The sequence below is a fragment of the Aliiroseovarius sp. genome, assembly GCF_030148435.1.
Taxonomy (GTDB): domain Bacteria; phylum Pseudomonadota; class Alphaproteobacteria; order Rhodobacterales; family Rhodobacteraceae; genus JASBTN01.
Map to the genome: position 1 here is coordinate 31,497 of NZ_JASBTN010000070.1, position 25,396 is coordinate 56,892.

The window sequence follows — 25,396 nt, forward strand, 5'->3', positions numbered from 1 at the left end:
AATCATCGGCTACGCTTTCAGCCGTAAAGCTCTTTCGCCCGCGCTTCGAAGGCCTTCACGATCCGGTTCATCGCCTCGTAAAAGACAACCCCGATCAACTTCTGCAGAACCGCGTTTCTGAACTCGAAATCGACGAAGAACTCGATCTCACAGCCCTCGGGATGGGCGCGGAACTCCCAATGGGACTTCATGTATTTGAACGGACCGTCCAGATATTCCATGTCCAGCCGTTTCTTCGGTACCAGCACGGCGCGGCTGCCGAAACGCTCCCGGAACACCTTGAAGCTGATTACCATGTCGGCTTCCAGCGCGATCGACCCGTCCGGCAATTCCTTTTGCGAGCGCACCCGTGCGGCCGAATTCCAGGGCAGGAATTCCGGGTAGCGCCGGACATCCGCCACCAGGTCGTACATCTGCTCGGGCGTATAGGGCAGGATCCGCGTTTCCCCATGTGTCGGCATCTTGGCTCACTTTCCGGTCGGCTTTCCGGGCCGACATGTGTAAGGATCGAGCCGGAAAATCAAGAGGCTCCCCATGACGACGCGTCCATATGTCATCGATCAGCTCATCTCGGCCAAGTCGATTGCCGCCCGAGTCGAGGCCCTGGCCCAGGAGATTCACGATGAATTCGAAGGGACCGACAAGCTCGTCGTGGTCGGGCTGCTGCGCGGATCTTTCGTGTTCATTGCCGACCTGGTGCGCGAGTTGGACCTTCCGGTGGAAGTCGATTTCCTTGAAGCCTCATCCTATGGAAATTCCACGGAAAGCAGCCGGGAAGTCCGTATTCTCAAGGATTTGCGCGGGGAAATTCATAACCGCGACGTTCTGGTGGTCGAAGATATCGTCGACACCGGCCATACGCTGACGCAGGTGGTCAAACTGCTCGCCGCCAAGGGGCCGGCGCGGCTCAAGACCATTGCGCTTTTGGACAAGCCATCGCGGCGCGAGGTCGACATTCGCGCCGATTGGACCGGGTTCGAGATCCCGGACGAGTTTGTCGTGGGTTACGGCATCGATTTCGCCCAACGCAATCGCAACCTCGATCATATCGGCAAGGTGCGATTCACCGATGAAGGATAGGTGATGAACCCCCGCCACCTCCTGCGCATGGCCAAATGGGCCCGCAACCCGCCCGGCGAGAAACGGGTCAAGCTGGTGATCGGGGTGATCGTGATCTGCCTTGTGATCTTCGCGGTGGAATGGCTGGTCGACTTTCCCGACTGGCTGGTGCCTGAACGCATCCGGCCCGGCAAGCTGCCGGGCTGACGCCTGCGCCGGGGCAGGATCAGCTCTGACCGAGCTTCTCCATCCGTGCCGCGCGCAGTTTCTCGAAATCATTGCCCGCGTGATACGAGCTGCGCGTCAGTGGCGTGGCCGAGACCATGCCGAACCCCTTGCCATAGGCCGCCTTCTCGTAATCCTTGAATTCGTCAGGGGTGACAAAGCGGTGCACCGCGTGGTGTTTCGGCGTCGGCTGCAGATATTGGCCGATGGTCAGGAAATCGATGTCCGCAGCGCGCATGTCATCCATGACCTGGCGCACGCCCTGGGCGTCCTCGCCGAGCCCGACCATGATGCCCGACTTGGTGAACATCGACGGGTCCAGCTCCTTCACCCGCTGAAGCAGGCGCAGCGAGTGGAAATAGCGTGCGCCCGGGCGCACGGTCGGATAGAGGCCCGGGACGGTCTCCAGGTTGTGGTTGAACACGTCCGGTTTCGCGGCAACCACGACTTCCAGCGCCTCGGGGCCGCATTTCAGGAAGTCCGGCGTCAGGATCTCGATGGTCGTCGAAGGCGAACGGTGGCGGATCGCGCGAATGGTCTGTGCGAAATGCTCGGCCCCGCCGTCGTCGACATCATCCCGGTCGACCGAGGTGATCACCACGTGGTTCAGCTTCAGCTTGGCCACCGCATCGGCGACCCGGCCCGGCTCGAACGTGTCCAGCGCATCGGGCTTGCCGGTGGCGACGTTGCAGAAGGTGCAGCCGCGGGTACAGATCTCGCCCATGATCATCATGGTGGCGTGACCGGCGCTCCAGCATTCACCGGCGTTCGGACAGGCGGCTTCTTCGCAGACCGTGGCCAGCTTGTGTTCGCGCATGATCTTGTGTGTCTCGGCATAGGCCTTCCCACCCGGCGCCCGCACGCGAATCCAGCTCGGTTTTTTCGGCTGGGCATTGTCGGGACGATGCGCCTTTTCGGGATGGCGCTGGTCGGGAAGTTTCAGATCACGCATGGGGTAGCCTTCGGTTGCCTTGGCGTCAGATAAGCGATGTTGACCCTTTTTGTAACCTGCATTTCGTGCAAAGGCGATATGCGTCTGGACTCGGAGCTCTTCGCGCCAGTCGTCATACCGGGACATTTTGCCGCGCTACAGGCGTTGATCTGTGTTTGGAACTGTTCTAAACAACATCCCGACCCCAGCGCGATTCCCGCGCAAGGTGACTGACACGACAATCCAACCTTTTGAAAAGGAAGCACAACATGCATGCAGGCGTGCGCGTCCCCGACGTAACCTTCAAGACCCGTGTCCGCGATGACAGCATCGAGGGCCCGAACCCGTTCCGCTGGCAGGACGTGACCACCGCCGACTATTTCGCCGGCAAGCGCGTTGTGCTGTTTTCCCTGCCCGGCGCCTTTACCCCGACCTGTTCGACCTACCAGCTGCCCGGCTATGAGAACGGTCATGCCGATTTCACCGCCGAAGGCATCGACGAAATCTACTGCATGTCGGTGAACGACAGCTTCGTGATGAACAAGTGGGCCCAGGCGCAGGACCTGGAAAACGTGAAGGTGATCCCGGATGGCTCCGGCGAGTTCACCCGCAAGATCGGCATGCTGGTCGCCAAGGACAACCTGGGCTTCGGTGCCCGCTCCTGGCGCTATGCCGCCGTCATCAAGGACGGTGTGGTCGAAGCCTGGTTCGAAGAGCCCGGCCGTGACGACAACTTCGGCTCGGACCCCTATGGCGAAAGCGCCCCGGAAACGGTTCTGGCCTGGCTGAAGGAACAGAAGGAAGCCGTGGCGTAAGCCACCACTCCTTCCAAGTGAGAAACGCGCGAACATGAAGGGCCGTCCCGGTTGGGGCGGCCCTTTCCTGTTGAATTGCCCGGTAGCGGCGGGGCGGCGCCCGACCTTGGGTGGGCGCTTGGGAACATCGATGCGAAGCAGGGCACCTGCCCATCCCAAACGGCAGTTCGGGTTGAAACGTTGCAGAAGCGCCATCCTGCGGGGAGGGCCCCTCTCGGCGGAATTCGCTGGCGAATTCGCCTGCCGGGTCAACGCAGACGCCGCCCCGCTGCGCGGTGCGATTGGTTCCGTTCATTAACTCCCGGCGGAACATCAGCCGAGGGGGGTCAGCCCCCTGGCAAAACGCCGGGCATTGGCCTGGTAATGTTCGGCCGAACGATACAGCCCGGCAATCGCTGCCTCGTCCAGCTGCCGCACCACCTTGCCCGGAGCGCCCAGCACCATCGCGCCGTCGGGGATCTCCTTCCCCTCCGTCACCAGGGCGCCGGCCCCGATCAGGCAGTTGCGACCGATTTTCGCTCCGTTCATCACGGTGGCGTTCATGCCGATCAGGCTGCCTTCGCCCACGGTGCAGCCGTGCAGCAGCACCTTGTGGCCCACCGTCACGTTGGTGCCGAGCGTCAGCGGGCAGCCCGGGTCGGTGTGAAAGACACAGTTCTCCTGCACATTCGTACCCTCGCCGATCACGATCGGTTCGTTGTCGCCGCGTATGGTGCAGCCGAACCAGACGCTCGCCCCGGCACCCAGTGTCACATTGCCGATCAGGTTCGCGTCCGGGGCGACCCAGGCGGTCTTGTCGATCCGTGGCGCAATGCCGTCGAGTTCATAAATCATTGATCCCCTTCCTCGAATTCCGCCTGCAATTTGCGCACATGGGTCAAGAGCCCCGGCTGCTGGTTGCGGCGCTGGCGCGTGGCCTCGACAATGGTAATCAGCCTTTGGGCGGTCTTGTCCAGATCGTCATTGACCAGCACGTAATCATAGCTGCCCCAGTGGCTGATTTCGTCCCAGCTTTTGTGCATGCGGCGCTGGATCACCTCGTCACTGTCCTGGCCCCTGCCGACAAGCCGCGCGCGCAATTCCTCGATCGAGGGCGGCAGGATGAAGATCGACAGCGAAAGCGATGCCATGGCCGAGTTGCGGATCTGCACCTCGCCCTGCCAGTCCACGTCAAAGAGCACGTCACGCCCGCCCTCGATTGCCTCACGCACCGGCCCGGCGGGCGAACCATAGAAATTGCCGAAGACATGGGCATGTTCCAGCATCTCGCCATGGGCGACCATTTCCTTGAACTTCGCCTCGGAAACAAAGTGGTAATCCTTGCCGTCCACTTCGCCCTGACGCGGTGCGCGCGTGGTGGCCGAGACCGAGAAGCTCAGCGTCGGATCCCAGTCCATCAGCCGCTTGGCCAGGGTGGATTTCCCCGCGCCGGAGGGCGAGGAGAGGATGATCAGGAGGCCGCGGCGCTGATCCATCGGGTTGCTCTGGTCGGTCATGCGGGCTTACTCCACGTTTTGCACTTGCTCGCGCATCTGGTCGATCACCGCCTTGAGGTCAAGACCGATGCGGGTCAGTTCGGCGAATTGCGCCTTGGAACACAGGGTGTTGGCCTCGCGGTTGAACTCCTGCATCAGGAAATCGAGCTTGCGGCCACGCGGCGCATCGCCGGACAGCAACGCGCGGGCGGCGGCGACATGGGCGACCAGACGGTCGAGCTCCTCGCGCACATCGGTTTTCACCGCGATCAGGGCCAGTTCCTGGGCCACGCGATCCTTGTCCGCCCCGTCGGTGTTTTCCATCACCCGGGCCAGCGACGCGCGCAGGGTCTCGGCCTGGGCCGCGCTGCGCGCTTCCATCAGGGTGGCAGCCTCAGCCGTCAGAACCTCGATCCGGTCCACCTGTGCGGCCAGAACCCCGGCCAGAGCGGCCCCTTCGCGTGCGCGCATTTCGTTGAACGAGGCCAAGAGCTCCGGCAGCTGTGCGGTCAGGGCTTTCAGAAGCGGCCCGGTGTCCTCCTCGCCGGCGGCCGCATCCAGAACACCGCGCATGCCGGCAAGGTCGGCAGCGGTCATCGGCGCCAGCGCCAGCCCCTTTGCCTCGGCGGCATGGGAGATTTCGGCCAGCAGGGTCAGCGTCCTGTCCAATACCGTGCCGTTCAATGCCAACACCCCGTCCCCGGTGGCCCGCGCGATACGCAGAGAGACCGATACATTGCCCCTCGCCGCTGCCGCGCCGACGGATTTGCGCAGGGCCCCCTCCAGCCCCTCGATCCAGTCCGGCACGCGCAGGCGGATATCCAGCCCCTTGGCATTTACCGCGCGGATGTCCCAACTCCAGGCATAGTCACCGTACGCCCCCTTGAGCGCCGCGAAACCTGTCATCGAATAGACCATTCCATCCCCCTGGCCCACGGGGAACCGGCCTGGAGCGGGCGCCCTGCGGGGTTAACCATTTGTTTAGTTTTTGCACCACGTCGCCGTGGTTTCATGCCAAGTTAAGACATTGGTAACGAATACCGCGAGAAGGGTTAGCAGACGGTAAACGGCGAAACAACAGCCGCCGGGAGCCGCAAGGGGTCGGACATGAGGATCGAATATCTAAAGGGGTCGAACGTGATTTCCATAGCACCGGCCCGCACGCAGCATCGTTTTCCGGCAATCTCGCAGGTCGAGGCCTATTGGCAGGGGTTGCGAAATGGCCGCCTGATGCCGAGCCGGTCCGATGTCGATCCGCGCGGCATCTCGGATATTCTGGAGTATACTTTCGTGCTGGAGAAAATCGCGCCCGGCATGGCGCGCATCCGTCTTTCCGGCATGCATCTGAACGACCTTCTGGGGATGGAAGTACGGGGCATGCCGATCACCGCCCTGTTCCTGCCCGAGGCCCGCCGCCAGATCCAGCGCACACTGGAGCTGGTGTTCGAACGCCCTTCGACCGCGCGCCTGTCGTTGTCGGGCGACCGGGGGCTGACCCGTCCGGCGCTGGAGGCTCAGCTGTACCTTGCGCCGCTCAAGGGCGCGGATGGCCAGCCCAACCGTATCCTCGGCGCACTGCAGGCCAATGGCAGGATCGGCCGCGCCCCGCGCCGGTTCACGGTGCGCGAGAGCGTGATCGACAGTTTGGTGGAGGACCCGCCCCTGACCCCGCGCGAGGCGGCCGAACGCAGGATACCCGGCCTGGCCGAACACGCCCGTGGCTTCGACCCTGCACCGGTTGCCCCGAAGGGCAAAGCCACACCCCGGCGCGGATTGCACCTGTGGCTGGTGGCCGACAACGACTGACCCGCCGCATGTCGATCTGCCGGGTATGCCGGATCCGCGAGGCCCGGGGATTTGAACTCTCGCAAATCCGGGCGCCATCCGCGGACCATACCTGTGCGCGCCGCGACCCGGAAAACGAAACGCCCGCCGAAACCGGCGGGCGTTTTGCTGTTCAAACTGACAGGTAGGCTCAGCCAGCCTTGGCCTGCTGCGCCGGGCCGGCGCGCAGGGCCGACAGTTCCTCGGCGACCAGGAAGGCCAGCTCAAGCGACTGCGAGGCGTTCAGGCGCGGGTCGCAGGCGGTGTGGTACCGGTCCGACAGGTCTTCGTCCGTCACGGCCCGCACGCCACCGGTGCATTCGGTCACGTCCTGGCCTGTCATCTCGAAATGTACGCCGCCGGGGATCGACCCCTCGGCCTTGTGCACGGCGAAGAACTCCTGCACCTCGCGCAGCACGGAATCGAAGGGCCGGGTCTTGTAACCCGAGGCCGACTTGATCGTATTGCCGTGCATCGGGTCGCAGGACCAGACCACGTTGGCGCCCTCTTCCTGCACGGTCTTGACCAGACGCGGCAGGTGGTCGGCCACCTTGCCGGCGCCAAAGCGCGCGATCAGCGTCAGACGTCCGGCTTCGTTTTCCGGGTTCAGCTTGGCCATCAGCACCTTGAGGTCTTCCTCGGTGGTGGTGGGGCCGCACTTCAACCCGACCGGGTTGATCACGCCCCGGCAGAATTCCACATGAGCGCCGTCGGGCTGACGGGTACGGTCGCCGATCCAGATCATGTGGCCCGACCCGGCGACGGTCTTGCCGGTGGTCGCGTCGAGACGGGTCAGCGCCTCTTCGTATTCCAGCAGCAGCGCCTCGTGCGAGGTGTAGAAATCCACCGCCTGCAGCGTGTGCAGCTTGTCGGCGGTAATCCCCGCGGCCTTCATGAAGTCGAGCGTATCGGACAGGCGGTTCGCCATGTCGCGGTATTTCTCGGCCTCGTCACGTTCGGTGAACCCGAGCGTCCACTGGTGCACCTGGTGCACATCCGCCAGACCGCCGGTCGAGAAGGCGCGCAACAGGTTCAGCGTGGCGGCCGACTGGGTGTAGGCCTTCAGCATCTTGCGCGGGTCGGGGATGCGGGCGTCCGGGGTGAAGTCCAGCTCGTTGATGATATCGCCACGGTAGCTGGGCAGTTCCACACCGTCCACGGTCTCGGTCGGGGCCGAACGTGGCTTGGCGAATTGCCCCGCCATGCGGCCCACTTTCACCACCGGCACCTTGGCGCCGTAGGTCAGCACCATGGCCATCTGCAACATGACCTTGAACGTGTCTCGAATATTGTCGCCGGAGAATTCCGAGAAGCTTTCGGCACAGTCCCCGCCCTGCAACAGGAAAGCCTCGCCACGTGCGGCCTTTGCAAGCGCGCCGCGCAGCCGCATCGCTTCGCCCGCAAAGACGAGCGGCGGATATTTGGCGAGCTGTTCCTCGACCTCCGCCAGGGCGGAGGGATCGGTATAATCCGGCATCTGCACCCGCGGCTTGTTGCGCCATGCAGTTTTATCCCAGTCCGTCATCTTCTTTGCTCCGATTGGTCAGTTTCATGATACCGTTAACGGCATCAGGAGCCCCGTATAGCCGAACTTGCCGCGCCTGCAAACACGGTTGTGTAGCAAAAAAACCGACAGAACCTGTCTTGTATGGGCTATGCAAACCTGATGGAGTACCCTAATTCCGCGCCCGAAAAGGGAGAGACATGAGTCGCGCAAACACCATAGCTTTCGAGGCACCGGAGAAACCCCGGCGCTTCGTCTTCGTTCTGTTGAACGATTTCACGCTGCTCAGCTTCGCGGGCGCGCTGGATGCGCTGCGCATTGCCAACCGGAATTTCGGGGCGGACGCTTATGAATGGGTGCTCTGTGGCGAGGGGGGCGAGAGCGTGATCAGCTCCGCCGGGCCGGAGTTCAGGCTGGACATGGACCTGGAAGAGCTCAAGCGCGACGATACGGTGCTGATCTGTTCGGGCGTCAATGTGCAGGCCAACACCTCCAAGCGCATGCTGAACTGGCTCAGGCGCGAGGCGCGCCGGGGCGTGGCGATCGGGGGTCTGTGCACCGCCGCCCACGTGATGGCAAAGGCCGGGCTGCTGGACGGCAAACGCGCCACGATCCACTGGGAAAACCACGACAGTTTCGCCGAGGAATTCGACGAGGTCGAACTGACCAAATCGGTCTTTGTGGTCGATGGCAACCGCATGACCACCGCGGGTGGGACCAGCGCGATCGACCTGATGCTGAAACTGATTGCCGACGATCACGGCGAAGAAGTGGCCAATGTGGTGGCCGATCAGCAGATCTATACCACCATCCGCACCGACCAGGACACGCAACGCCTGTCCGTGCCGACCCGCATCGGCGTACGCCATCCGAAACTGTCCGCTGTCATCCAGATGATGGAAGCCAATATCGAGGAACCCGTGTCGCCTTCGATTCTGGCCAAGGACGTGGGCATGTCGACGCGCCAGCTGGAACGCCTGTTCCGCCGCTACCTGAACCGGTCGCCGAAACGCTATTACATGGAACTACGCCTGCAGAAGGCGCGCAACCTCCTGATGCAGACCGACATGAGCGTGATCAACGTGGCGCTGGCCTGCGGTTTCGCCAGCCCGTCGCATTTCTCGAAATGCTACCGGGCACATTACAACACCACGCCATATCGCGAACGCGGCAGCCAGGCGACGCGGTTGTCCGTTTGAAACGCTTCCTGATCCTGGCCCTGTTCGCCGCAGTCACCAGTGGCTGTTCGGTGCTTGCCTATACGCCGGTCGTCGGGGCCGCGATGCTTGGTAAGGATCGGGTTCCCGTCTCCAGCGAAAGTGCCGAAGCCGGGGTGATCGGAAAACGGCTGCAAGTGCCGGCGGGCAGCACGATGAGCCTGCGCGCCTTCGAGGGCGGGCGCATGTTCCTGTCCGACAATAACGACCCCGGCGGCCAGACACGGCTCGTTTGCCCGCTGGCCGGCCGGACGCTGGTCGTGACCCGCCTGTATGAAGATCAGATCAACGGGGGCACCCATTACGACGCGCAGGTCATCTGTGGGGGTGAAAGCTTCGAGGCCAAACGCAGCCTATGGTCCGCCGACCTGCTGGCCTGGCCCGAGGTCTGATCTTTCCCCCGTCGACATCGCCTCAGCCCGGCGTGAGCCTGAGAAGCGTGCCGTTGCCCACCGACAGGATCCAGATCGCCCCGTCCGGCCCCTCGCGCACGTCACGCACCCTGAGCGTATCGTCGGAGGCCAGCCGTTCCTCGGCCCAGCCCGCCGGGTTCAGCCGGGACAGGTAGTCGAATTTCAGCGAGCCGACAAAGACATGCCCGCGCCACGCAGGCCAGAGCTTGCCGGAATAGATCATCATGCCCGAGGGTGCGATCGAGGGGTCCCAGTAGTGGGCGGGTTGCGCCATCCCCTCTTTTCGCGTGCCCTCGCCGATCTTTGCGCCGGAATAATGGCGCCCATAGGCAATGACCGGCCAGCCGTAGTTGGCCCCGCGCCGCACCAGGTTCACCTCGTCGCCGCCCTGTGCCCCATGTTCGACGACCCAGAGCTGCCCGTCCGGCCCCAGTGTCGCGCCCTGCGGGTTGCGGTGGCCGTAGCTCCAGATCTCGGGCGCGGCGCCCTCGACCCCGGCAAAAGGATTGTCGCCGGGCACCGAGCCGTCGCGATTGATGCGGATGACGCTGCCTTCGTGGCGCGCCAGATCCTGCGCCGCCGGACGGTCGCCCCGTTCGCCCACGGTCAGAAACAGCCGCCCATCCGGTGCCTCGACGATACGCGACCCGAAATGCCGCCCGCCGGAGCTGCCCGGTTTCATCTCGAAGATCACCCGGAAATCCACAAGCGAGGCGCCCTCCAGCCGGCCAACCCCCAGCGCCGTGCCGGCACCGGCGCGCAAGGCGCCACCCTGACGTTTCGAGAAACTCAGGAACACCTCGCGGCTCGTGGCGAAATCGCGCGGCACCATCACGTCCAGAAGACCGCCCTGCCCGCGCGCCACGACCTCCGGCACGCCGGAGACCCGCGCGGCCTTGCCGTCCTTGAGCAACACCAGCGCCCCGTCCCGTTCGGTCACGAGAACCCCGCCCTCCGGCAGGAAGGCAAAGCCCCAGGGAACCGCCAGCCCCTCGGCCATGACCTCGACCCGGATCGGCCCCTGGGAACTGTCGATGCTCTGCGCCCGAAGCGGCGTGGCAAATAGCAGAACAAGAAGGATCAGACGGAACATGCGGACACCTCGCGAATATTGCCCCAGCCTGCCGCCAAGCTTACCTTACGTCCACATTTTATACGCAAATGTGAATGTAAATCCGGCGCGCGCCACCCAATGATATTTCGCGTGCCAATTGTCCGAACCTGCTCCGATTTCTTCGGTTTCTGCTCTTTTCAATCAAACAAACCGCATCTAGGGTGAAGGCCGGAAATTTGTTCCAATTGGGAGAGAACACAATGAAAAAGCTGCTTCTGGCTACGGCCGCGACAGCTCTGGTTGCGGGCGCTGCCCAGGCCGAGGAAGTGAAACTGGGCGTGATCCTGGGCTTTACCGGCCCGATTGAATCGCTGACCCCGCACATGGCCGCGGGCGCCGAGCTGGCAATGGAAGAAGTCACCGCTTCGGGCAAGTTCATGGGCGGCTCGTCCGTGACCGCCGTGCGCGCCGATTCGACCTGTGTCGATGCCGCCGCCGCGACAGCCGCTGCCGAACGCCTGATCACCGCCGAAGGTGTCAAGGGCATCATGGGCGCCGACTGCTCGGGCGTGACCGGCGCCGTGCTGGCCAATGTCGCTGTGCCCAACGGCATGGTCATGATTTCGCCCTCTGCCACTTCGCCGGGCCTGACCTCGGCCGAAGACAACGGTTTGTTTTTCCGCACCGCGCCGTCGGACGCCCGCCAGTCGGCCGTCATGTCGCAGATCCTGATGGAAGGCGGCGTGAAATCGGTTGCCGTGACCTACACCAACAATGACTACGGAAAGGGCATGGCCGACGCCTTCAAGGCGGAATTCGAAGCCGCCGGTGGTGAAGTGACCATCGTTGCCGCCCACGAAGACGGCAAGGCGGACTACACCGCCGAAGTCGGCGCACTGGCCTCTGCCGGTGGCGAAGTGCTGGTCGTCGCGGGCTACGTGGACCAGGGTGGTGCCGGCATCGTGCGCAGCGCGCTGGACACCGGCGCGTTTGACATGTTCCACTTCCCGGACGGCATGATCGGTTCGAACCTGACCGCCAACTTCGGCGCCGACATCAACGGCTCGACCGGCCAGGTGCCGGGCACCGATAGCCCGGGTGCCGCCACTTTTGCCGAGATGGTGGGCGACAAATTCGACGTCACCTCGCCCTACACCGGCGAAAGCTATGACGCCGCCGCGCTCCTGATGCTGGCCATGCAGGCCGCCGGCTCCACCGAGCCGGGCGACTACGCCGGCAAGATCGAAATGGTCGCCAACGCCCCGGGTGAAAAGATCTATCCGGGCGAGCTGGCCAAGGGTCTGGAAATCCTTGCGGGCGGCGGAGACATCGACTATGTGGGCGCGACCGCGGTCGAGCTGATCAACGGTGGCGAGGCATCTGGCTCCTACCGTCAGATCAAGATCGAGAACGGCGAACAGGTCACAGTCGGCTACCGCTGATCCGCGATCGAAACCGATTTCGAGGCAGCCCGGGAATTCCCGGGCTGTTTCCATAAACACGACGCCCCAACTTGAAGTTGTGGCGACATAACGAACCAGCCGAAGGTTGGTCAAACGGGCCAACCACGGGTTGGAAGGGGACAACATGATCGTCATCGAGGACGTTCACAAGCATTTCGGCGGTTTCCACGCGGTGGATGGCGCGACCATGACCATCCATGACGGCTCGATCACCGGGTTGATCGGCCCCAATGGAGCGGGAAAAACCACTCTTTTCAACGTGATTGCTGGTGTTCTTGAACCGACCAGCGGACGCGTGACCATGGGTGGAGAGGACATCACCGGCCTGCCGCCGCACGAGTTGTTTCACAAGGGACTGTTGCGCACTTTCCAGATTGCGCACGAGTTCGGGTCGATGACCTGCCGCGAGAACCTGATGATGGTGCCCGGCGCCCAATCCGGTGAAAGCCTGTGGAACACATGGTTCGGCCGCAAACGCATTGCCGAGGAAGAACGCGCATTGCGAGCCAAGGCCGATGAAGTGCTTGATTTCCTGACCATTTCCCACCTCGCCGATCACCCGGCCGGGGCGATTTCGGGCGGACAGAAAAAGCTCCTGGAACTCGGCCGCACCATGATGGTCGATGCCAGGATCGTTTTCCTCGACGAAGTTGGCGCGGGCGTGAACCGCACTCTTCTGAACACGATCGGCGACGCGATCATCCGTCTGAACAAGGAACGCGGCTACACTTTTGTCGTGATCGAGCACGACATGGACTTCATCGAACGGCTCTGCGACCCGGTGATCTGCATGGCCGAGGGCAAAGTGCTTGCCGAGGGCACCCTGGCCGAGATCAAGGCCAACGAACAGGTGATCGAGGCCTACCTGGGCACCGGCCTGAAGAACAAGGACAAGCTGGAAAACGCCTGACCCGCGACCGGGGTCGGTTTCCGGCGGCTGAACAGCCGATAGGACGACGACGATGAGCACGAATCCCTATGGCGATCACGGCAACAAGGACGCCTCGATCACCAACCCGCACGGCAAGGGCACCATGAGCCCGATCGAAGACACCGGCCCGGCGGTCCCCGCCCCAGGCGGTCCCTTCCTGATCGGTGACACGATGACCGGCGGCTATGGCAAGGGGCCGAACATCCTGCATGAATGCACCATCGCCGTGGAAAAGGGCGAGATCGCAGTGATCGTCGGCCCGAACGGCGCTGGCAAGTCGACCGCGATGAAGGCGGTTTTCGGCATGCTGAACGTGCGCGAGGGTGCGGTGAAGCTGAATGGCGAGGACATTACCCGCCTCTCGCCCCAGGCGCGGGTGCACAAGGGCATGGGTTTCGTGCCACAGACCCACAATATCTTTACCTCGATGACGGTGGAAGAGAACCTGGAAATGGGCGCCTTCATCCGCAACGATGACATCAAGCATACGATGGAGCAGGTCTATGAGCTGTTTCCGATCCTGCGCGACAAGCGCAATCAGGCGGCGGGCGAACTGTCGGGCGGCCAGCGTCAGCAGGTCGCCGTGGGCCGCGCGCTGATGACCAAGCCCACCCTCCTGATGCTGGACGAACCCACTGCCGGTGTCTCTCCGATCGTGATGGATGAGTTGTTTGACCGGATCATCGAGGTCGCGCGCACCGGGATTTCCATTCTGATGGTGGAACAGAATGCCCGACAAGCCCTTGAGATCGCGGACAAAGGTTATGTTCTGGTACAGGGCCGCAATGCCCATACCGGCACCGGCAAGGAGCTTCTGGCCGACCCGGAAGTCCGCGCGAGCTTCCTGGGAGGCTGAGGGATGCTGCGCGCCGCCCTCCTGTCCCCGATCGCCAGTCCGGCCATGGCGTTGCCCGCTTTCGCCCGTCCGGGTGCGATGGACCTGGGCGCCCCCGCAATGGCAACCACTGAAACACCTGCCGAGGGCGATCTGACGCGGATCGAATTCTCGGACCCGCACATCGCACGGTTCCTGACCGTGCAAGACGATGGGCGCGCGATGATGCGGCGGTTGGATCCGCCCCTGCGCACCCTGCTGCTTGGCACTTGCAAAGAGGTTGAATGATGGACCTTCTGAACGCCATTGTCGCGCTGTCGAACTTCGTGCTGATCCCCGCGATCAGCTACGGGTCGCAGCTCGCCCTGGGCGCCCTGGGCGTCACCCTGATTTATGGCATCCTGCGCTTTTCGAACTTCGCCCATGGCGACAGCATGGCCTTCGGCGCCATGGTGACGATCCTGTTTACCTGGTGGTTCCAGGGCATGGGGCTCAGCCTGGGGCCGCTGCCCACGGCGCTGCTGGCCCTGCCCTTCGGCATCGCCGGCACCGCGCTGATGATGCTGGCCACCGACCGGGTGGTCTACAGGTTCTATCGCCGGGTAAAGGCAAAACCCATTGTCTATGTCATGGCGTCCTTGGGGGTCATGTTCATCATGAACGGTCTGGTGCGCTTCATCATCGGCCCGGGCGAACAGCGTTTTGGCGATGGCGCGCGTTTCATCATCCGCGCGCGGGACTTCAAGACCTGGTCGGGCCTGAACGAGGGGCTTGCCTTCAAGACCTCGCAGGGCATCACCATCGTCACCGCCGTTCTGGTCGTGGCCGCGCTGTTCTGGTTCCTGAACAAGACCCGCACCGGCAAGTCGATGCGCGCCTTTTCGGACAACGAGGATCTGGCGCTTCTGTCGGGCATCAACCCGGAACGCGTGGTCATGGTGACATGGATCATCGTCGCGGGGCTTGTGACCATCGCGGGGGTGCTCTACGGGCTGGACAAGAGCTTCAAGCCGTTTACCTATTTCCAACTGCTGCTGCCGATCTTCGCCTCTGCCATCGTGGGCGGGCTGGGCAATCCGCTGGGCGCCATCGCGGGCGGCTTCGTGATTGCCTTTTCCGAAGTCACCGTCACCTATGCCTGGAAGAAGGTCGCCACCTACCTGATGCCCGAGGCGCTTGAGCCCAACGGGTTGGTGCAGCTTCTGTCCACCGACTACAAATTCGCGGTCAGCTTCGTCATTCTGATCGTGGTTCTGCTGTTCAAGCCCACCGGGCTTTTCAAGGGGCAATCGGTATGAGCCAGACCCTTCGCACTCCGCTTCTTTTTGCCGCCGTCGCGGCGCTTTTCATCCTCGAAGGCACCACCTCTGCCTGGGTCTTTTCGGGCAGCTGGAACAGCTCGCTGACCATCCTCAACATGGCGCTGATCTCGGCGATCATGGCACTGGGGGTAAACCTGCAATGGGGCTACGCGGGCCTGTTCAACGTGGGGATCATGGGGTTCGTGGCCCTCGGCGGTCTTGCCACCGTGATCATTTCCATGCCTTCCACGCCTGGTGCCTGGAGCGCCGGGGGCTTTCGCATTTTCGCGGGCCTTCTGCTGGGCGCAGCCTCCATCGTCGCCGCCATCATGGTTCAGAGGAACATGGCCAGGGGCCGGAAGCGCGCGCTGGCCACGCTGGCGGTGCTGATCGGTGGCTTCTTCCTCTATCGATTTGTCTTTGATGGCGGAGTGATCGCGGTCGAGGCGATCAACCCGGCGCTGACCGGCTACCTCGGGGGCCTGAACCCGGGCGGGGCCGAGAACTATCGCGCCCATGGCTACATGGCCGTGCTGGCCTGGCCCGTGGGGGCGTTGCTGGCCGCCGGGGCGGCCTGGGTCGTCGGAAAGACCGCTCTGGGGCTGCGCTCGGACTACTTGGCGATTGCCACGCTGGGCATTTCCGAGATCATTATCGCGGTCCTGAAGAACGAGGACTGGCTGTCGCGCGGCGTGAAGAACGTGATCGGCCTGCCCCGTCCCGTGCCCTACGAGGTCGACCTGCAGAACTCGGCCAGTTTCGCCGAACGCGCCGCCGGCTGGGGCGTGGATGTCACGACCGCCTCGACCATCGCGGTCAAGCTGAACTATGGCCTGCTGTTCACCGTGGTTCTCGTGATCCTGCTGATCATGAGCCAGGCCGCGCTGAACTCGCCCTGGGGCCGCATGATGCGCGCCATTCGCGACAACGAGGTCGCCGCCGAGGCGATGGGCAAGGACGTGACCAGGCGCCATTTGCAGGTCTTCATCCTGGGCTCGGCGGTCGCCGGCATGGCGGGGGCGATGATGACGACGCTGGACGGGCAGCTGACACCGGGCACCTACAACCCGCTGCGCTTTACCTTCCTGATCTGGGTCATGGTGATCGTTGGCGGTTCCGGCAACAACTTCGGCGCCATTCTGGGCGGCTTCCTGATCTGGTTCCTGTGGATCCAGGTGGAGCCGATCGGCAACTGGCTTATGGGCTTGATCACCTCGGGCATGGTGGATGGCGACCTGAAAACCCACCTCATCAATTCGGCTGCCCACATGCGCCTGTTTACCATGGGCATCGTGCTGCTGCTTGTGCTCAGGTTCAGCCCACGCGGCCTGGTCCCCGAGAAGTAATGCCGCCGCCTGTCCCGAGCCTGATCCCCATACTTGTTCTGGCTGCCGGGGCTTCCCGGCGGATGGGGGGACGGGACAAACTGATGGAACCTGTGCGCGGGCAACAGCCCCTGATCCGGGACCGCGCAGAGGCCGCCCTGAACACCGGTGCGCCAGTCTACGTGACCCTGCCCCGCGCGGATACCATCCGCCGGGTGGCGCTGGAGGGTCTGGACGTCACCTTGGTCGAGGTGGACCCGGGCCCCTTGGGCACGTCCCTTGGTGCCGGGATTTCCGCCCTGCCCGCAGGGATCCCGGGCGTGCTGATCCTGTTGGCCGATCTTCCCGACCTGACCTCGGACGACCTGCGCACCGTGCTGAACGGTTTTGACGGCACGGTACGACGCGGGGCCAGCGCCGCAGGGGTGGCCGGCCATCCCGTGCTGCTGCCCCGCCGCCTGTTCGACACGCTCAAACAGGTGTCGGGCGACGAGGGCGCGCGGCAGGTATTGAAAGGCGAGGATGTCATCCTGGTGCCCCTGCCCGGCGACCATGCGGTCACGGACCTGGACACGCCGGAAGCCTGGGCGCGCTGGCGCGCGGCTCAGAGTGACAGGAGCAGTGACAGTTCCTTGTGATCTATCACCACCCGGGGCACCTGATAGGCCGCACGACCCTGCGCATAGCGCAGCCGCGGCACGGTGGTGCAGATTTCCTCGGCCAGGTCCGGGTGGGAACATTCCATCTGCCGCATGTCCGGGGCGAGGCTTTCCACCCAGACCCCGGCCGCACGGACAAGCTCGTGCCCGGGCAGCAGGAGATGCACCCAGGCGGGCGCGGACCGATGAGCAGGGCTGACACCCGGCAGATCCGTCAGGTCACTGGCATGGACCAGAACTTCGCTGACACCGAATAGCAGCTCCGCTTTGGCATGATCCAACAGGGCCAGGTGCCCCGGCGCGAGAACCATCGAGCCTTCCCCCTGCCCCCGCGCCTTGAAGCGCACCGGCGCAGGACCGGTTTTCGGATCGCGCGACCGGCCGGCCCAGAGCACCGGCTGCATCCCGTTGTCGCGGGTCATGACAAGATCGCCCGCCACCAGGTCACGCGCCGGACGTTCGCCCTGGTCGGTCAGGATCATCGCATCGGGCGACAGGCCCGAGAGGGCAAAGGCACCGCCCCGGCATTTCGGTACCGCACGGGGAAAGGACTGTTCACCCGAAAAATCCAGCTCGGCGTCAAGTTCCGCCCAGTTGTCCCTGAAGCTCAACATACACAACCTCAATATCTTTCACGGCCCCGTTTATCGGGACTCGCAGCCATGCTACGGGCGAATTCTGCCCAAACTGTGAATTCTTCGTGCTCGAAACGGGAAATTTGCCGGTTCAAAACCGTGATTTTACATCTATTTCATCGTAAATCTTGACCTGAGGTCGGTGATCCGATGCCGCATCTCCTGCCCCAATGAAATGCAAACAATCCCGCAGTTGTCTGCGGGATTGTTCACATTACCGAAACACCGGGATCGTCACGCCGACAGCATCTGACCAATACGGATATTCGGTGGTCCCTCAACGGGGCAACCCTCCCCGCCATGGGATGTGGCCCGCCGCAACCGGGCGGACCCGCTGCATCACGTGATCAGCATCTTCGCTTCATGTGCCTTCAGGGTTCGGCGCGCGGCCGTATAATCCTCGACACCCTGAACCGTATCCAGCTCGGGGAAGAGTTCGAAGATTTCCGTGCGCTGCGCATTGCCGAGCCCCTTGAGCGCGTAGTCGCCGGGCTGGAAGCTTTCGGTCCAGGCCCCGTCCGACAGCACCACCTCGTGGTGATCGAACATGAAGTGGATATAGGTCGTGCCCATCGCATCAACCCGGTGCACACCCTTGTTGTCGACCAGGTGCTTGGCGCTGACCAGAACCTCGCGTTCCTCGAAATACAGAGCGGTGCGGTCATTGGCCACAAGAACACGGTGGTTCGGGCTGACCAGCATGTCACGTTCCGGCAGGCCATTGCCCAGCGACCCGGCCTGGATCAGCACCGGTTTCAGATGCCTGTTGGCCTGCAGCTGGCGCCAGTCCAACGGCTTGTGGCCGACCCAGCGGATTTCCTGGATCCCGTTGTCGCGGGTGATGACCCGATCACCTTCGCGCAGCTCCTCGACCCGGCGCTCGCCCTTCGGCGTGGCGATCAGGGTGCCGGGGGTGAAACAGGGCACGATCTCTTCGATCTCCTCGAATTGCAGCGTGCCGGTCACGTCCCCGTTGCTGTCGAAATAGGTGACATAGCCGTCCGAGCCGTTGCCGTTGCTGTCCGGGCCGGTGATTGTGACCGCCAGGCTGCCGCCCGAGGGGGCCGAGCCGGTCAGGTCCAGCACGTCCCAGTCATCGCCAGCCGCGCCACCGTCCACGGTGTCGCCCGCGTTCACGCCGTGGATCACATCGCGGTCGGCGCCACCGTCGATCTGGTCGTTGCCCAGCCCGCCGGTGATGGTGTCATTTCCGGCCCCGCCGGACACGATGTCATCGTCGCCACCGGCGTCGATCATGTCGTCGCCGTTCCCACCGTCGATCACGTCCTCGCCAAGGCCGCCGGTGATGGTGTCGTTGTCGTCACCGCCATGCAGCTCATCGCGCCCCGTGGTGCCGAGGATGGTGTCATCCCCCGCGCCACCGTCGATGAAGTCGCCGCCGGTTCCGCCATCCAGCAGGTCGTCGCCTTCACCGCCGAAGATCCGGTCCGCGCCGCGGCCACCATCGACCACATCGTTGCCGGTGCCACCTTCGATGATGTCGGCGCCATCGTCACCGAAGATCGTATCGTCGCCCTGCCCGCCCAGAAGGGTATCGGCATTGTCGCCGCCGTGGATTTCATCGTTGTCGATCCCGCCGTCGATGTAATCCATGCCCGCGTCGCCGAAGAGCTGATCGGCATCGTCCTGACCATAGATCGTATCGTTCCCGGCCCCGCCGTGGATCACGTCGATCCCGTTGTTCGGCACCGGATCGGCGATCGGGAAACTGTCACCCGGCTGGTCCACGTCCGGCGCGTTGAAAGGATCGGTGTCCGGGCCCAGGCCACCCCAGATCTCGTCATTGCCAGCACCGCCCTGGATCGTGTCCGAGCCGTGACCACCAATGATGAAATCGTTGCCCTCTCCGCCGTCGATCGTGTCGTCGTCCAGGCCGCCGTCAATGGTATCCTCGCCGGTGCCCCCGGTGATGGTGTCCTGATCATCGCCCGTGGTGATCGTGTCGTTGCCCGCCCCGCCGTGCACGGTGTCACGGTCGTCGAACGGATCCGCATCCGGCGCGATCACCCCCGGCCAGCCATAGTCGGTGCGCGGGTCGCTGCCCGAGGTGTCAATGACATCGTCCCCGTCCCCACCGAACACGGTATCCGAACCGTCGCCCCCGGAAATCGTGTCCGACCCGTCACCACCGTGAATCTCGTCATCGCCGCCCTCACCGTAGATGACGTCATCGCCAGCCCCCCCCAGCAGGGTGTCATTGCCGGCCGGACCGTTGTCCACGGTTCCGACCATCACATCGAAATAGACGTCGGTGATCTGAACATGGCTGGTGTCACCACCATCCTGGTTGTGAACGACCTCGATCCGGGCGACAGGACCGGGGATGACAACCTGAACGGAATAATCCGACGAGCCCGGCTGTCCGCTGCCGCCGTTGGATCCCGCATGGTTTCCGCTTACCGAGACATCGGAGCCGCCGGACAGGTTGACCGTGACCTCGGTCCCGTCCGCGTCATAGGCCCTCACCCAGACTTCGCTGTCATGGTCGACGTCATTGATGTTGAATTCGACGCTCTGAACCTCGTCCGAGAAATCCAGTGCGACCGTGGCGCCTTCGTCATTGCTGTTGCTTTCAAGCGCCAGGTTCGAGCCCGGGTCAACATCCCCGAGGCCGCCGGTATCGATACCGTCGACATTGCCCGGCTTGTCCTCGTATTCGACCTGCGGGCTTTCATTGGTATCGAGGATCGAGAACGTCACCTCGACATTGCCGGTGTTCTGGGTAAATGCGCTGGCGGCGGCCTCGTCGGAGAAACCCGGAGCCTCGTCCCACTCGAATTTCTCGCGCACCACGTCGGTCTGACCGCCCAGGTTGCCGTCACCGTAGATGGTATCGTCGCCCACGCCGCCATCGACGAAATCGTCGCCCGAACCCGCGTAGATCTCGTCGTCGCCCTCGCCCGAGATCACGGTGTCGTCACCGGCGCCCGCCAGCACGATATCGTCCTGTGGCCCCTCTCCGGGCAGGATCGCATCCCCCGCGTCGATCATGTCGCCTTCCGGGTCGCCGGTATAGGCGGCGTCGATCAGGTCGTCACCCGCGGTCCCTTCGACATAGCCGTCGCCTTCCGGGTCGGCATGGATCGGACTGTCATAGGTGATATTGTCGATCGCACCCGAACCGCACAGGCTCACCTGCATATAGCCGACATCGTCCATGTTCAGTTCGGCCAGGGCCTGACCGTTGTTGCCGGTCGTGGGCAGTTCGACCTTGCCCAGGTAGTTTCCGTCCACGTCCCAGAACCTGACGTAGCCTCCCTCTTCGTTGTCGAGCACGGTCAGGTTCTTGACATCGGTCGGTTCGTCGAATGTGAAGTAGACGGAGCCACCGCCCGCATTGTCGTCCGGGTCGGAACTGTCTCCATCCTCGGACACGATCAGAACGTTGCCCAGGTTGCTGGTTGCCAGATCCCAGTCCCCGCCGGTCGGGTTGTCCGTATCGAACACCATCGCCGGGTGGTAGGCCTTGGACGAAATCGTGACCCCCTGCCCCTCATATTGATTGTTTACGATATCGCCAGCGGCGAGGTTTTCAAAATCGAGCGTATAAACAGGCATGACCGTCTCCTATGAACATTCCGAACCGGGCCGGCGCAGGCGCGACCCGGAATGCTCCGTGCACGTGAAGGCGCGGATTACTTGAACCGGTACGGGAGACAACGTCACCGCGCACAAGCGCGCCGCGTCGAGCTTTAACCATCCCTTGTACATTCACTTCCCCTCTCAGGTCGTGTCGCTACCAGTTACCCTGTGACGAACGATGACCGGCCACGGAGAGGGCCGCATCGACGCCACCAAATTTGCCATGTGAGAGAAGAAGGGTCCGAAGACCCGGAATACGAAAAGGAGAGCGCGGCATCCCGTCCCGGCTCCACTTCCATCGCACTCCACGTGCGCCCATTCGCCATTCTGCCAACGGACACACGTCTCCCCCCGGCAAAAACCACCGTGGTTCATCGTGCGGCCGCCCCCGTGGCCTACAGACATCGCCCCCCAGTTGGGCAGGTTCAAATTATCCGCAAACCCGACGCGCAAAAAGACAAATGTGCAGAAATTGAGGCAATCTTGCGTCACAATTGGTTAACAGGCGTCCAGAAATTGCCTTTTTTACCAACATGATGCGCATTCATTGTTTCCGAGACAGCAGAGGACTGCAATCTAAGGTAGTTTCTGCGGACCCTCACATATTTCACCATTTCCATGTATTCCAGCGTATCACCGGGGTTCCGGGGCGGACTTTGCGCCCCGGGTTTCGGCGCACAGTTTCCTGGCCGTAAACAATCCGGCTGCCCCGGTGCATGGCGCAACGTGATAGGCCGACGCATACGCTGCTTCGGTGTTTTGATTGGAAACTGTTTTCGAAGCGTATCCAATCCGGGCCAAAACACTGGATCGGTCACGATTTCCAAACGATCAGGGTTAAGCAGATGCGAATCATTCCAACTCGCTTTTACCTATCCGCCCCCGGCCAGCCGTCCCGGCGGGCAAATCTCGACCCTTCCAGACACATGGCTGGCCTCTTCGACGGGAACAGACCGAGCAAAACCCGACAGACCCGGACAGTCGTCGCCCGGCGTGTCGGCGCCGTGGTCCGGGCCGGTTTCGAAACTTATCCGCTCAATCTCCGGCCAAGGTTTTTCAGAACGCCAAGGCACTGGTCCAACTGGTCGAGCGACAGGTATTCGTCCGCCTTGTGCGCCTGTTCGATAGAGCCCGGACCACAGACAACAACATCGGTCCCGAGTGATTGGAAAATGCCTGCCTCGGTACCAAAGGGCACGACATCCGCGCTGTTGGCGCCCGTCAGCTCGGACAGGATCCGGCGGGCTTCGTTGCGGTCGGTGGGCACCAGACCGGCCACTTCGCCGATCACTTCCGTCTCGATCGTTGCATCGGGGTGAACCGCGCGCATGGAGGGCAGAAGCACCTCGTCACAATAGGCCCTGATCGCGTCCTTGACGAAATCCCCATCCGAGCCCTGAACCGGGCGCATTTCCCAGTCAACCTGTGCCTTGGGCGCGATGACATTGTGCACGCTTCCCCCGTGCAGCGCACCAATATTCAGCGTGGTCCAGGGGGGGACGAAGCGGCTGTCGTCGGGGGCCATCCCGCGCAGCTGGTCACGCAGCTCCAGCAGGCGCGCGACATAACGAACGGCATATTCCACCGCGTTCACGCCCAGGTCGGGAGCAGAGCCATGACCCTCAAGGCCCTGAAACCGCGTCGTATATTCGCAGCATCCCTTGTGACCCTCGATGATGCGCATGTTGGTGGGTTCACCGATGATTGCGATCCCGGGACGAAGCCCCCGGGCCGTGAGCACCTGGGCCAGATGACCGGCCCCAATGCAGCCCACCTCCTCGTCATAGGTAAAGGCAAAATGCAGCGGGCGGGTCTTCACCAGGGTGGCAAACTGCGGGGCCATGGCAAGACAGGCCGCGATGAAGCCCTTCATGTCGCAGCTGCCGCGCCCGTAGAGACGTCCGTCGCGCTCCTCCATCCGGAACGGGTCGCGGGACCAGTCCTGATCCGTGACCGGAACGACATCCGTGTGACCCGAGAGGACGATCCCGCCATCCGTCTCCGGCCCCAGCGTGGCCCAGAGGTTGGCCTTCGTGCCGCTGTCATCCTGCAGAAGCTCGACCCGCGCACCGCAGTCCTCCAGACGCGCGGCCAGATAGGCGATCATGTCCAGGTTGCTGTCGGCCGAGACCGTGGGGAATGCGATCAGGTCGGCCAGGATGCGTTTGGTCTCGTCCAGCATGGTCACTCCTTCACGTAAAGCTTGCGCTCCATGTCACAGAGGCATTCGGCAGCCCCATCCTCGCGGATCAGGATTGTTTCGGTGGTTTCCAGACCCCAGCTATCCATCCAGAGCGCCGGCATGAAATGAAAGACCATGCCCGGCTCCAGAACGGTCTCGTCCTCGCTGCGGATCGAAGCGGTACGCTCGCCCCAGTCGGGCGGGTAGCTGAGCCCGACCGGATAGCCCATGCGTCCGGAACGGTCGATCCCGTGCCTGGCCAGGACGGACATGAAGGCATTGGCGATATCGCAGGTGCGGTTTCCGGCGCGCGCGGCCTCCAGCCCGGCGGCAATTCCCTCCAGCTGCGCCTGTTCCGCACGGCGTACCGCGTCCGAAGGCGTGCCAAGGTACACGGTGCGGCAGAGCGGCGCGTGATAGCGGCGATAACAGCCGGAAAGCTCGAAGAAGGTGGCCTCCCCCGCCTGCATCGGGGTGCCGTTCCAGGTCAGGTGTGCGGCGGTGGCGTCGAGGCCGGAGGGCGTCAGCGGGACGATGGCCGGGTAGTCGCCCCAGTCGTCGCCGACCCCGGTGATGCCCGCATGCATGATGTCCGCCACCAGGTCGTTCTTGCGCACCCCCGGCGCGGCCCGGTCGATGGCGACCTGCATCATCCGCTCCGAAATCGCTGCGGCCGTGCGGATGAAGGCGACCTCGTCCCCGGATTTCACCAGACGCTGCCAGTTGACCAGCGCGGTGGCATCCACCAGCGTGGCCCCGGGCAGCTCGGTCGCCAGCACCGCGTGGGCCTTGGCGGAGTAATAATAGTTCTCCATCTCCACCCCGATACGCGCGTGTTCCAGTCCACGCGCCTTGAGGTGCCCGGACAGATCCTGCATCGGGTGGACCTCGGTCGACTGCACATAGTGGTCGCCATAGCCCAGGATATTGGCGTGATCCATCCAGCAGGTGCGCCGCCCGCCCATCATGTCCATGTGGCGGCCCCACCAGATCGGCTCGCCCTCGGGCAGGACGATCACACCCTGATGGACATAGAAGGACCAGCCGTCATAGCCGGTCAGCCAGGCCTGGTTCGACGGGTCGGTGACGAAGAGCGCGTCCAGCCCGGCCGCCGCCATCGCGATGCGGGTCTTGCTCAGGCGACGATCGTATTCCGCACGGCTGAAGGGGGCGTTGGATGTGGTCATGTTCATGCTCCTTTCCTCGGGTCAGCCCAGAACGGCGGCAACGGCACGGGCGGTGGCGGCGACCACCCGGTCCGCCTCTTCACGGGTCAGACAGAAGGGCGGCGCAAACCCCAGGATATCGCCCTGCGGCATGGCGCGGGCGATCACGCTGTCCTGTTCCAGAAGCCTGGCGGCAATCCGCGGACCGATCTTGTCGGCGGGGTCGAAGAATTTGCGGCCATCCCTGTCCGCGACGAACTCCACCGCGCAGAGCATGCCTTCGCCGCGCACCTCACCCACGTTGGCATGCCCCGCCAGCGCTTCGGCCATGGTGCGATTCAGATAGGCGCCGACCTCGCCCGCGTTCGAAACAAGGTTCAGCTTGTCGATCAGCTTGAGGTTCGCCACCCCGGCCGCCGCCCCGATCGGGTGGGCGGAATAGGTCCAGCCATGGCCGATCGGGCCGCTTTCGTCCGTGCCCCGCTCCAGAACTTTCCAAACCCTGTCACTGACGATCGTCCCGGACAACGGCGCATAGGCCGAGGTCAGCCCCTTGGCGATCGTGATGATATCCGGGCGCATGCCATAGTGATCGGACCCGAACATGCTGCCAAGCCGCCCGAATCCGGTCACGACCTCGTCCGCAACCAGCAGGATGTCGTGCTTGTCCAGCACGGCCTGGATGCTCGGCCAATACCCCGCGGGCGGCGGCACGATCCCTCGGCTTTCATTGGGCAGCGCCAGCAAGCGGCGCAGCGGGTTCCAGTCACGTGCGGCCA

At 63.5% G+C, this 25,396-nt stretch carries 25 protein-coding genes; 13 read left to right on the forward strand and 12 right to left on the reverse strand.

Annotation, left to right across the window (positions count from 1 at the left end; all coding sequences use genetic code 11):
* Window positions 1–17: 17 nt before the first annotated feature.
* Window positions 18–461: a type II toxin-antitoxin system RatA family toxin gene (locus Q1V43_RS12910; RefSeq protein ID WP_300518651.1), complete on the reverse strand. Its 444-nt coding sequence runs from the start codon at window positions 459–461 to the stop codon at window positions 18–20.
* 73 nt (window positions 462–534) lie between these two features.
* Here Q1V43_RS12910 and hpt point away from each other — a divergent pair, with 73 nt between their 5' ends.
* Together hpt and Q1V43_RS12920 are read left to right on the forward strand one after the other, a co-directional pair.
* The gene (gene hpt, locus Q1V43_RS12915; protein ID WP_300518654.1) at window positions 535–1,080 is read left to right on the forward strand and encodes a hypoxanthine phosphoribosyltransferase; all 546 of its coding nucleotides are present in this window, start codon (window positions 535–537) and stop codon (window positions 1,078–1,080) included.
* A 3-nt stretch (window positions 1,081–1,083) separates the two neighbouring features.
* Window positions 1,084–1,266 (forward strand): hypothetical protein, encoded by a 183-nt coding sequence (locus Q1V43_RS12920; protein WP_300518657.1) that lies wholly within the window; start codon window positions 1,084–1,086, stop codon window positions 1,264–1,266.
* Between the two features lie 19 nt (window positions 1,267–1,285).
* Here Q1V43_RS12920 and lipA read toward each other — a convergent pair whose 3' ends face one another.
* Window positions 1,286–2,236 carry a lipoyl synthase gene (lipA, locus tag Q1V43_RS12925; RefSeq protein ID WP_300518661.1) on the reverse strand — a complete coding sequence of 317 codons (951 nt, stop codon included), beginning with the start codon at window positions 2,234–2,236 and terminating at the stop codon, window positions 1,286–1,288.
* A 248-nt stretch (window positions 2,237–2,484) separates the two neighbouring features.
* Here lipA and Q1V43_RS12930 point away from each other — a divergent pair, with 248 nt between their 5' ends.
* On the forward strand, window positions 2,485–3,030 hold the full coding sequence (locus tag Q1V43_RS12930) for a peroxiredoxin (protein WP_300518664.1): 546 nt from the start codon (window positions 2,485–2,487) through the stop codon (window positions 3,028–3,030).
* 312 nt (window positions 3,031–3,342) lie between these two features.
* Here Q1V43_RS12930 and Q1V43_RS12935 read toward each other — a convergent pair whose 3' ends face one another.
* The 3 genes from Q1V43_RS12935 to Q1V43_RS12945 are packed head-to-tail and all read right to left on the reverse strand — an operon-like array spanning window position 3,343 to window position 5,423.
* Window positions 3,343–3,864 carry a gamma carbonic anhydrase family protein gene (locus tag Q1V43_RS12935; RefSeq protein ID WP_300518667.1) on the reverse strand — a complete coding sequence of 174 codons (522 nt, stop codon included), beginning with the start codon at window positions 3,862–3,864 and terminating at the stop codon, window positions 3,343–3,345.
* Window positions 3,861–4,505 (reverse strand): guanylate kinase, encoded by a 645-nt coding sequence (gene gmk / locus Q1V43_RS12940; RefSeq protein ID WP_300518713.1) that lies wholly within the window; start codon window positions 4,503–4,505, stop codon window positions 3,861–3,863. Before gmk ends, Q1V43_RS12935 begins: the two co-directional genes overlap by 4 nt.
* Window positions 4,506–4,532: 27 nt before the next feature.
* Window positions 4,533–5,423: a YicC/YloC family endoribonuclease gene (locus Q1V43_RS12945; protein WP_300518669.1), complete on the reverse strand. Its 891-nt coding sequence runs from the start codon at window positions 5,421–5,423 to the stop codon at window positions 4,533–4,535.
* Between the two features lie 189 nt (window positions 5,424–5,612).
* On the opposite strand from Q1V43_RS12945, the gene Q1V43_RS12950 reads away from it, so the two are divergent.
* Window positions 5,613–6,311, forward strand: a complete 699-nt coding sequence (locus Q1V43_RS12950; RefSeq protein ID WP_300518671.1) for a PAS domain-containing protein — start codon at window positions 5,613–5,615, stop codon at window positions 6,309–6,311.
* Between the two features lie 169 nt (window positions 6,312–6,480).
* Here Q1V43_RS12950 and Q1V43_RS12955 read toward each other — a convergent pair whose 3' ends face one another.
* Complete coding sequence (locus Q1V43_RS12955; protein ID WP_300518674.1) at window positions 6,481–7,854, reverse strand: class II 3-deoxy-7-phosphoheptulonate synthase; 1,374 nt, start codon at window positions 7,852–7,854, stop codon at window positions 6,481–6,483.
* Window positions 7,855–8,033: 179 nt separating this feature from the next.
* Between Q1V43_RS12955 and Q1V43_RS12960 the strand changes: the two genes are divergently transcribed.
* Both Q1V43_RS12960 and Q1V43_RS12965 read left to right on the forward strand, forming a co-directional pair.
* Window positions 8,034–9,032: a GlxA family transcriptional regulator gene (locus Q1V43_RS12960; RefSeq protein WP_300518677.1), complete on the forward strand. Its 999-nt coding sequence runs from the start codon at window positions 8,034–8,036 to the stop codon at window positions 9,030–9,032.
* A complete protein-coding gene (locus Q1V43_RS12965; RefSeq protein ID WP_300518680.1) occupies window positions 9,029–9,442 on the forward strand; it encodes a hypothetical protein in 414 nt (137 codons plus the stop codon). Before Q1V43_RS12960 ends, Q1V43_RS12965 begins: the two co-directional genes overlap by 4 nt.
* Before the next feature lie 22 nt (window positions 9,443–9,464).
* Here the strand turns inward: Q1V43_RS12965 and Q1V43_RS12970 are convergent, their stop codons facing one another.
* Window positions 9,465–10,556: a PQQ-dependent sugar dehydrogenase gene (locus tag Q1V43_RS12970; protein WP_300518682.1), complete on the reverse strand. Its 1,092-nt coding sequence runs from the start codon at window positions 10,554–10,556 to the stop codon at window positions 9,465–9,467.
* Window positions 10,557–10,777: 221 nt separating this feature from the next.
* On the opposite strand from Q1V43_RS12970, the gene Q1V43_RS12975 reads away from it, so the two are divergent.
* From Q1V43_RS12975 to Q1V43_RS13005, 7 genes are all read left to right on the forward strand, one after another.
* The gene (locus tag Q1V43_RS12975) at window positions 10,778–11,959 is read left to right on the forward strand and encodes an ABC transporter substrate-binding protein (protein WP_300518685.1); all 1,182 of its coding nucleotides are present in this window, start codon (window positions 10,778–10,780) and stop codon (window positions 11,957–11,959) included.
* A 145-nt stretch (window positions 11,960–12,104) separates the two neighbouring features.
* Window positions 12,105–12,890: an ABC transporter ATP-binding protein gene (locus Q1V43_RS12980; RefSeq protein ID WP_300518716.1), complete on the forward strand. Its 786-nt coding sequence runs from the start codon at window positions 12,105–12,107 to the stop codon at window positions 12,888–12,890.
* A 52-nt stretch (window positions 12,891–12,942) separates the two neighbouring features.
* Window positions 12,943–13,767: an ABC transporter ATP-binding protein gene (locus Q1V43_RS12985; protein ID WP_300518687.1), complete on the forward strand. Its 825-nt coding sequence runs from the start codon at window positions 12,943–12,945 to the stop codon at window positions 13,765–13,767.
* 3 nt (window positions 13,768–13,770) lie between these two features.
* Entirely contained in the window at window positions 13,771–14,034 is a 264-nt protein-coding gene (locus Q1V43_RS12990) for a hypothetical protein (protein ID WP_300518689.1), read from the forward strand.
* Entirely contained in the window at window positions 14,034–15,044 is a 1,011-nt protein-coding gene (locus tag Q1V43_RS12995; RefSeq protein WP_300518719.1) for a branched-chain amino acid ABC transporter permease, read from the forward strand. The genes Q1V43_RS12990 and Q1V43_RS12995 overlap by 1 nt, the downstream gene beginning before the upstream one ends.
* On the forward strand, window positions 15,041–16,393 hold the full coding sequence (locus tag Q1V43_RS13000) for a branched-chain amino acid ABC transporter permease (protein WP_300518692.1): 1,353 nt from the start codon (window positions 15,041–15,043) through the stop codon (window positions 16,391–16,393). Before Q1V43_RS12995 ends, Q1V43_RS13000 begins: the two co-directional genes overlap by 4 nt.
* Window positions 16,393–17,010, forward strand: a complete 618-nt coding sequence (locus Q1V43_RS13005; RefSeq protein ID WP_300518694.1) for a nucleotidyltransferase family protein — start codon at window positions 16,393–16,395, stop codon at window positions 17,008–17,010. Before Q1V43_RS13000 ends, Q1V43_RS13005 begins: the two co-directional genes overlap by 1 nt.
* On the opposite strand, the gene Q1V43_RS13010 is transcribed toward Q1V43_RS13005, so the two are convergent.
* The 5 genes from Q1V43_RS13010 to Q1V43_RS13030 all read right to left on the reverse strand — a co-directional run.
* Window positions 16,977–17,645, reverse strand: coding sequence for a Hint domain-containing protein (locus Q1V43_RS13010; protein ID WP_300518696.1), 669 nt, complete (start codon window positions 17,643–17,645; stop codon window positions 16,977–16,979). The two genes, Q1V43_RS13005 and Q1V43_RS13010, sit on opposite strands and share 34 nt — an antisense overlap.
* A 360-nt stretch (window positions 17,646–18,005) precedes the next feature.
* Window positions 18,006–21,245 carry a Hint domain-containing protein gene (locus Q1V43_RS13015; RefSeq protein ID WP_300518698.1) on the reverse strand — a complete coding sequence of 1,080 codons (3,240 nt, stop codon included), beginning with the start codon at window positions 21,243–21,245 and terminating at the stop codon, window positions 18,006–18,008.
* 1,051 nt (window positions 21,246–22,296) lie between these two features.
* A complete protein-coding gene (gene argE, locus Q1V43_RS13020) occupies window positions 22,297–23,451 on the reverse strand; it encodes an acetylornithine deacetylase (RefSeq protein WP_300518701.1) in 1,155 nt (384 codons plus the stop codon).
* Window positions 23,452–23,453: 2 nt separating this feature from the next.
* Entirely contained in the window at window positions 23,454–24,638 is a 1,185-nt protein-coding gene (locus Q1V43_RS13025) for a M24 family metallopeptidase (protein ID WP_300518704.1), read from the reverse strand.
* A gap of 21 nt (window positions 24,639–24,659) precedes the next feature.
* A partial coding sequence (locus Q1V43_RS13030; protein WP_300518707.1) for an aminotransferase class III-fold pyridoxal phosphate-dependent enzyme occupies window positions 24,660–25,396 on the reverse strand: 737 nt, incomplete at its 5' end.

Coding starts and splice junctions, on each gene's coding strand:
- Q1V43_RS12910 (WP_300518651.1), bottom strand. CDS start 461: ATGCCGACACATGGGGAAACGCGGATCCTGCCCTATACGCCCGAGCAG.
- hpt (WP_300518654.1), top strand. CDS start 535: ATGACGACGCGTCCATATGTCATCGATCAGCTCATCTCGGCCAAGTCG.
- Q1V43_RS12920 (WP_300518657.1), top strand. CDS start 1,084: ATGAACCCCCGCCACCTCCTGCGCATGGCCAAATGGGCCCGCAACCCG.
- lipA (WP_300518661.1), bottom strand. CDS start 2,236: ATGCGTGATCTGAAACTTCCCGACCAGCGCCATCCCGAAAAGGCGCAT.
- Q1V43_RS12930 (WP_300518664.1), top strand. CDS start 2,485: ATGCATGCAGGCGTGCGCGTCCCCGACGTAACCTTCAAGACCCGTGTC.
- Q1V43_RS12935 (WP_300518667.1), bottom strand. CDS start 3,864: ATGATTTATGAACTCGACGGCATTGCGCCACGGATCGACAAGACCGCC.
- gmk (WP_300518713.1), bottom strand. CDS start 4,505: ATGGATCAGCGCCGCGGCCTCCTGATCATCCTCTCCTCGCCCTCCGGC.
- Q1V43_RS12945 (WP_300518669.1), bottom strand. CDS start 5,423: ATGGTCTATTCGATGACAGGTTTCGCGGCGCTCAAGGGGGCGTACGGT.
- Q1V43_RS12950 (WP_300518671.1), top strand. CDS start 5,613: ATGAGGATCGAATATCTAAAGGGGTCGAACGTGATTTCCATAGCACCG.
- Q1V43_RS12955 (WP_300518674.1), bottom strand. CDS start 7,854: ATGACGGACTGGGATAAAACTGCATGGCGCAACAAGCCGCGGGTGCAG.
- Q1V43_RS12960 (WP_300518677.1), top strand. CDS start 8,034: ATGAGTCGCGCAAACACCATAGCTTTCGAGGCACCGGAGAAACCCCGG.
- Q1V43_RS12970 (WP_300518682.1), bottom strand. CDS start 10,556: ATGTTCCGTCTGATCCTTCTTGTTCTGCTATTTGCCACGCCGCTTCGG.
- Q1V43_RS12975 (WP_300518685.1), top strand. CDS start 10,778: ATGAAAAAGCTGCTTCTGGCTACGGCCGCGACAGCTCTGGTTGCGGGC.
- Q1V43_RS12980 (WP_300518716.1), top strand. CDS start 12,105: ATGATCGTCATCGAGGACGTTCACAAGCATTTCGGCGGTTTCCACGCG.
- Q1V43_RS12985 (WP_300518687.1), top strand. CDS start 12,943: ATGAGCACGAATCCCTATGGCGATCACGGCAACAAGGACGCCTCGATC.
- Q1V43_RS12990 (WP_300518689.1), top strand. CDS start 13,771: ATGCTGCGCGCCGCCCTCCTGTCCCCGATCGCCAGTCCGGCCATGGCG.
- Q1V43_RS12995 (WP_300518719.1), top strand. CDS start 14,034: ATGGACCTTCTGAACGCCATTGTCGCGCTGTCGAACTTCGTGCTGATC.
- Q1V43_RS13000 (WP_300518692.1), top strand. CDS start 15,041: ATGAGCCAGACCCTTCGCACTCCGCTTCTTTTTGCCGCCGTCGCGGCG.
- Q1V43_RS13005 (WP_300518694.1), top strand. CDS start 16,393: ATGCCGCCGCCTGTCCCGAGCCTGATCCCCATACTTGTTCTGGCTGCC.
- Q1V43_RS13010 (WP_300518696.1), bottom strand. CDS start 17,645: ATGTTGAGCTTCAGGGACAACTGGGCGGAACTTGACGCCGAGCTGGAT.
- Q1V43_RS13015 (WP_300518698.1), bottom strand. CDS start 21,245: ATGCCTGTTTATACGCTCGATTTTGAAAACCTCGCCGCTGGCGATATC.
- argE (WP_300518701.1), bottom strand. CDS start 23,451: ATGCTGGACGAGACCAAACGCATCCTGGCCGACCTGATCGCATTCCCC.
- Q1V43_RS13025 (WP_300518704.1), bottom strand. CDS start 24,638: ATGACCACATCCAACGCCCCCTTCAGCCGTGCGGAATACGATCGTCGC.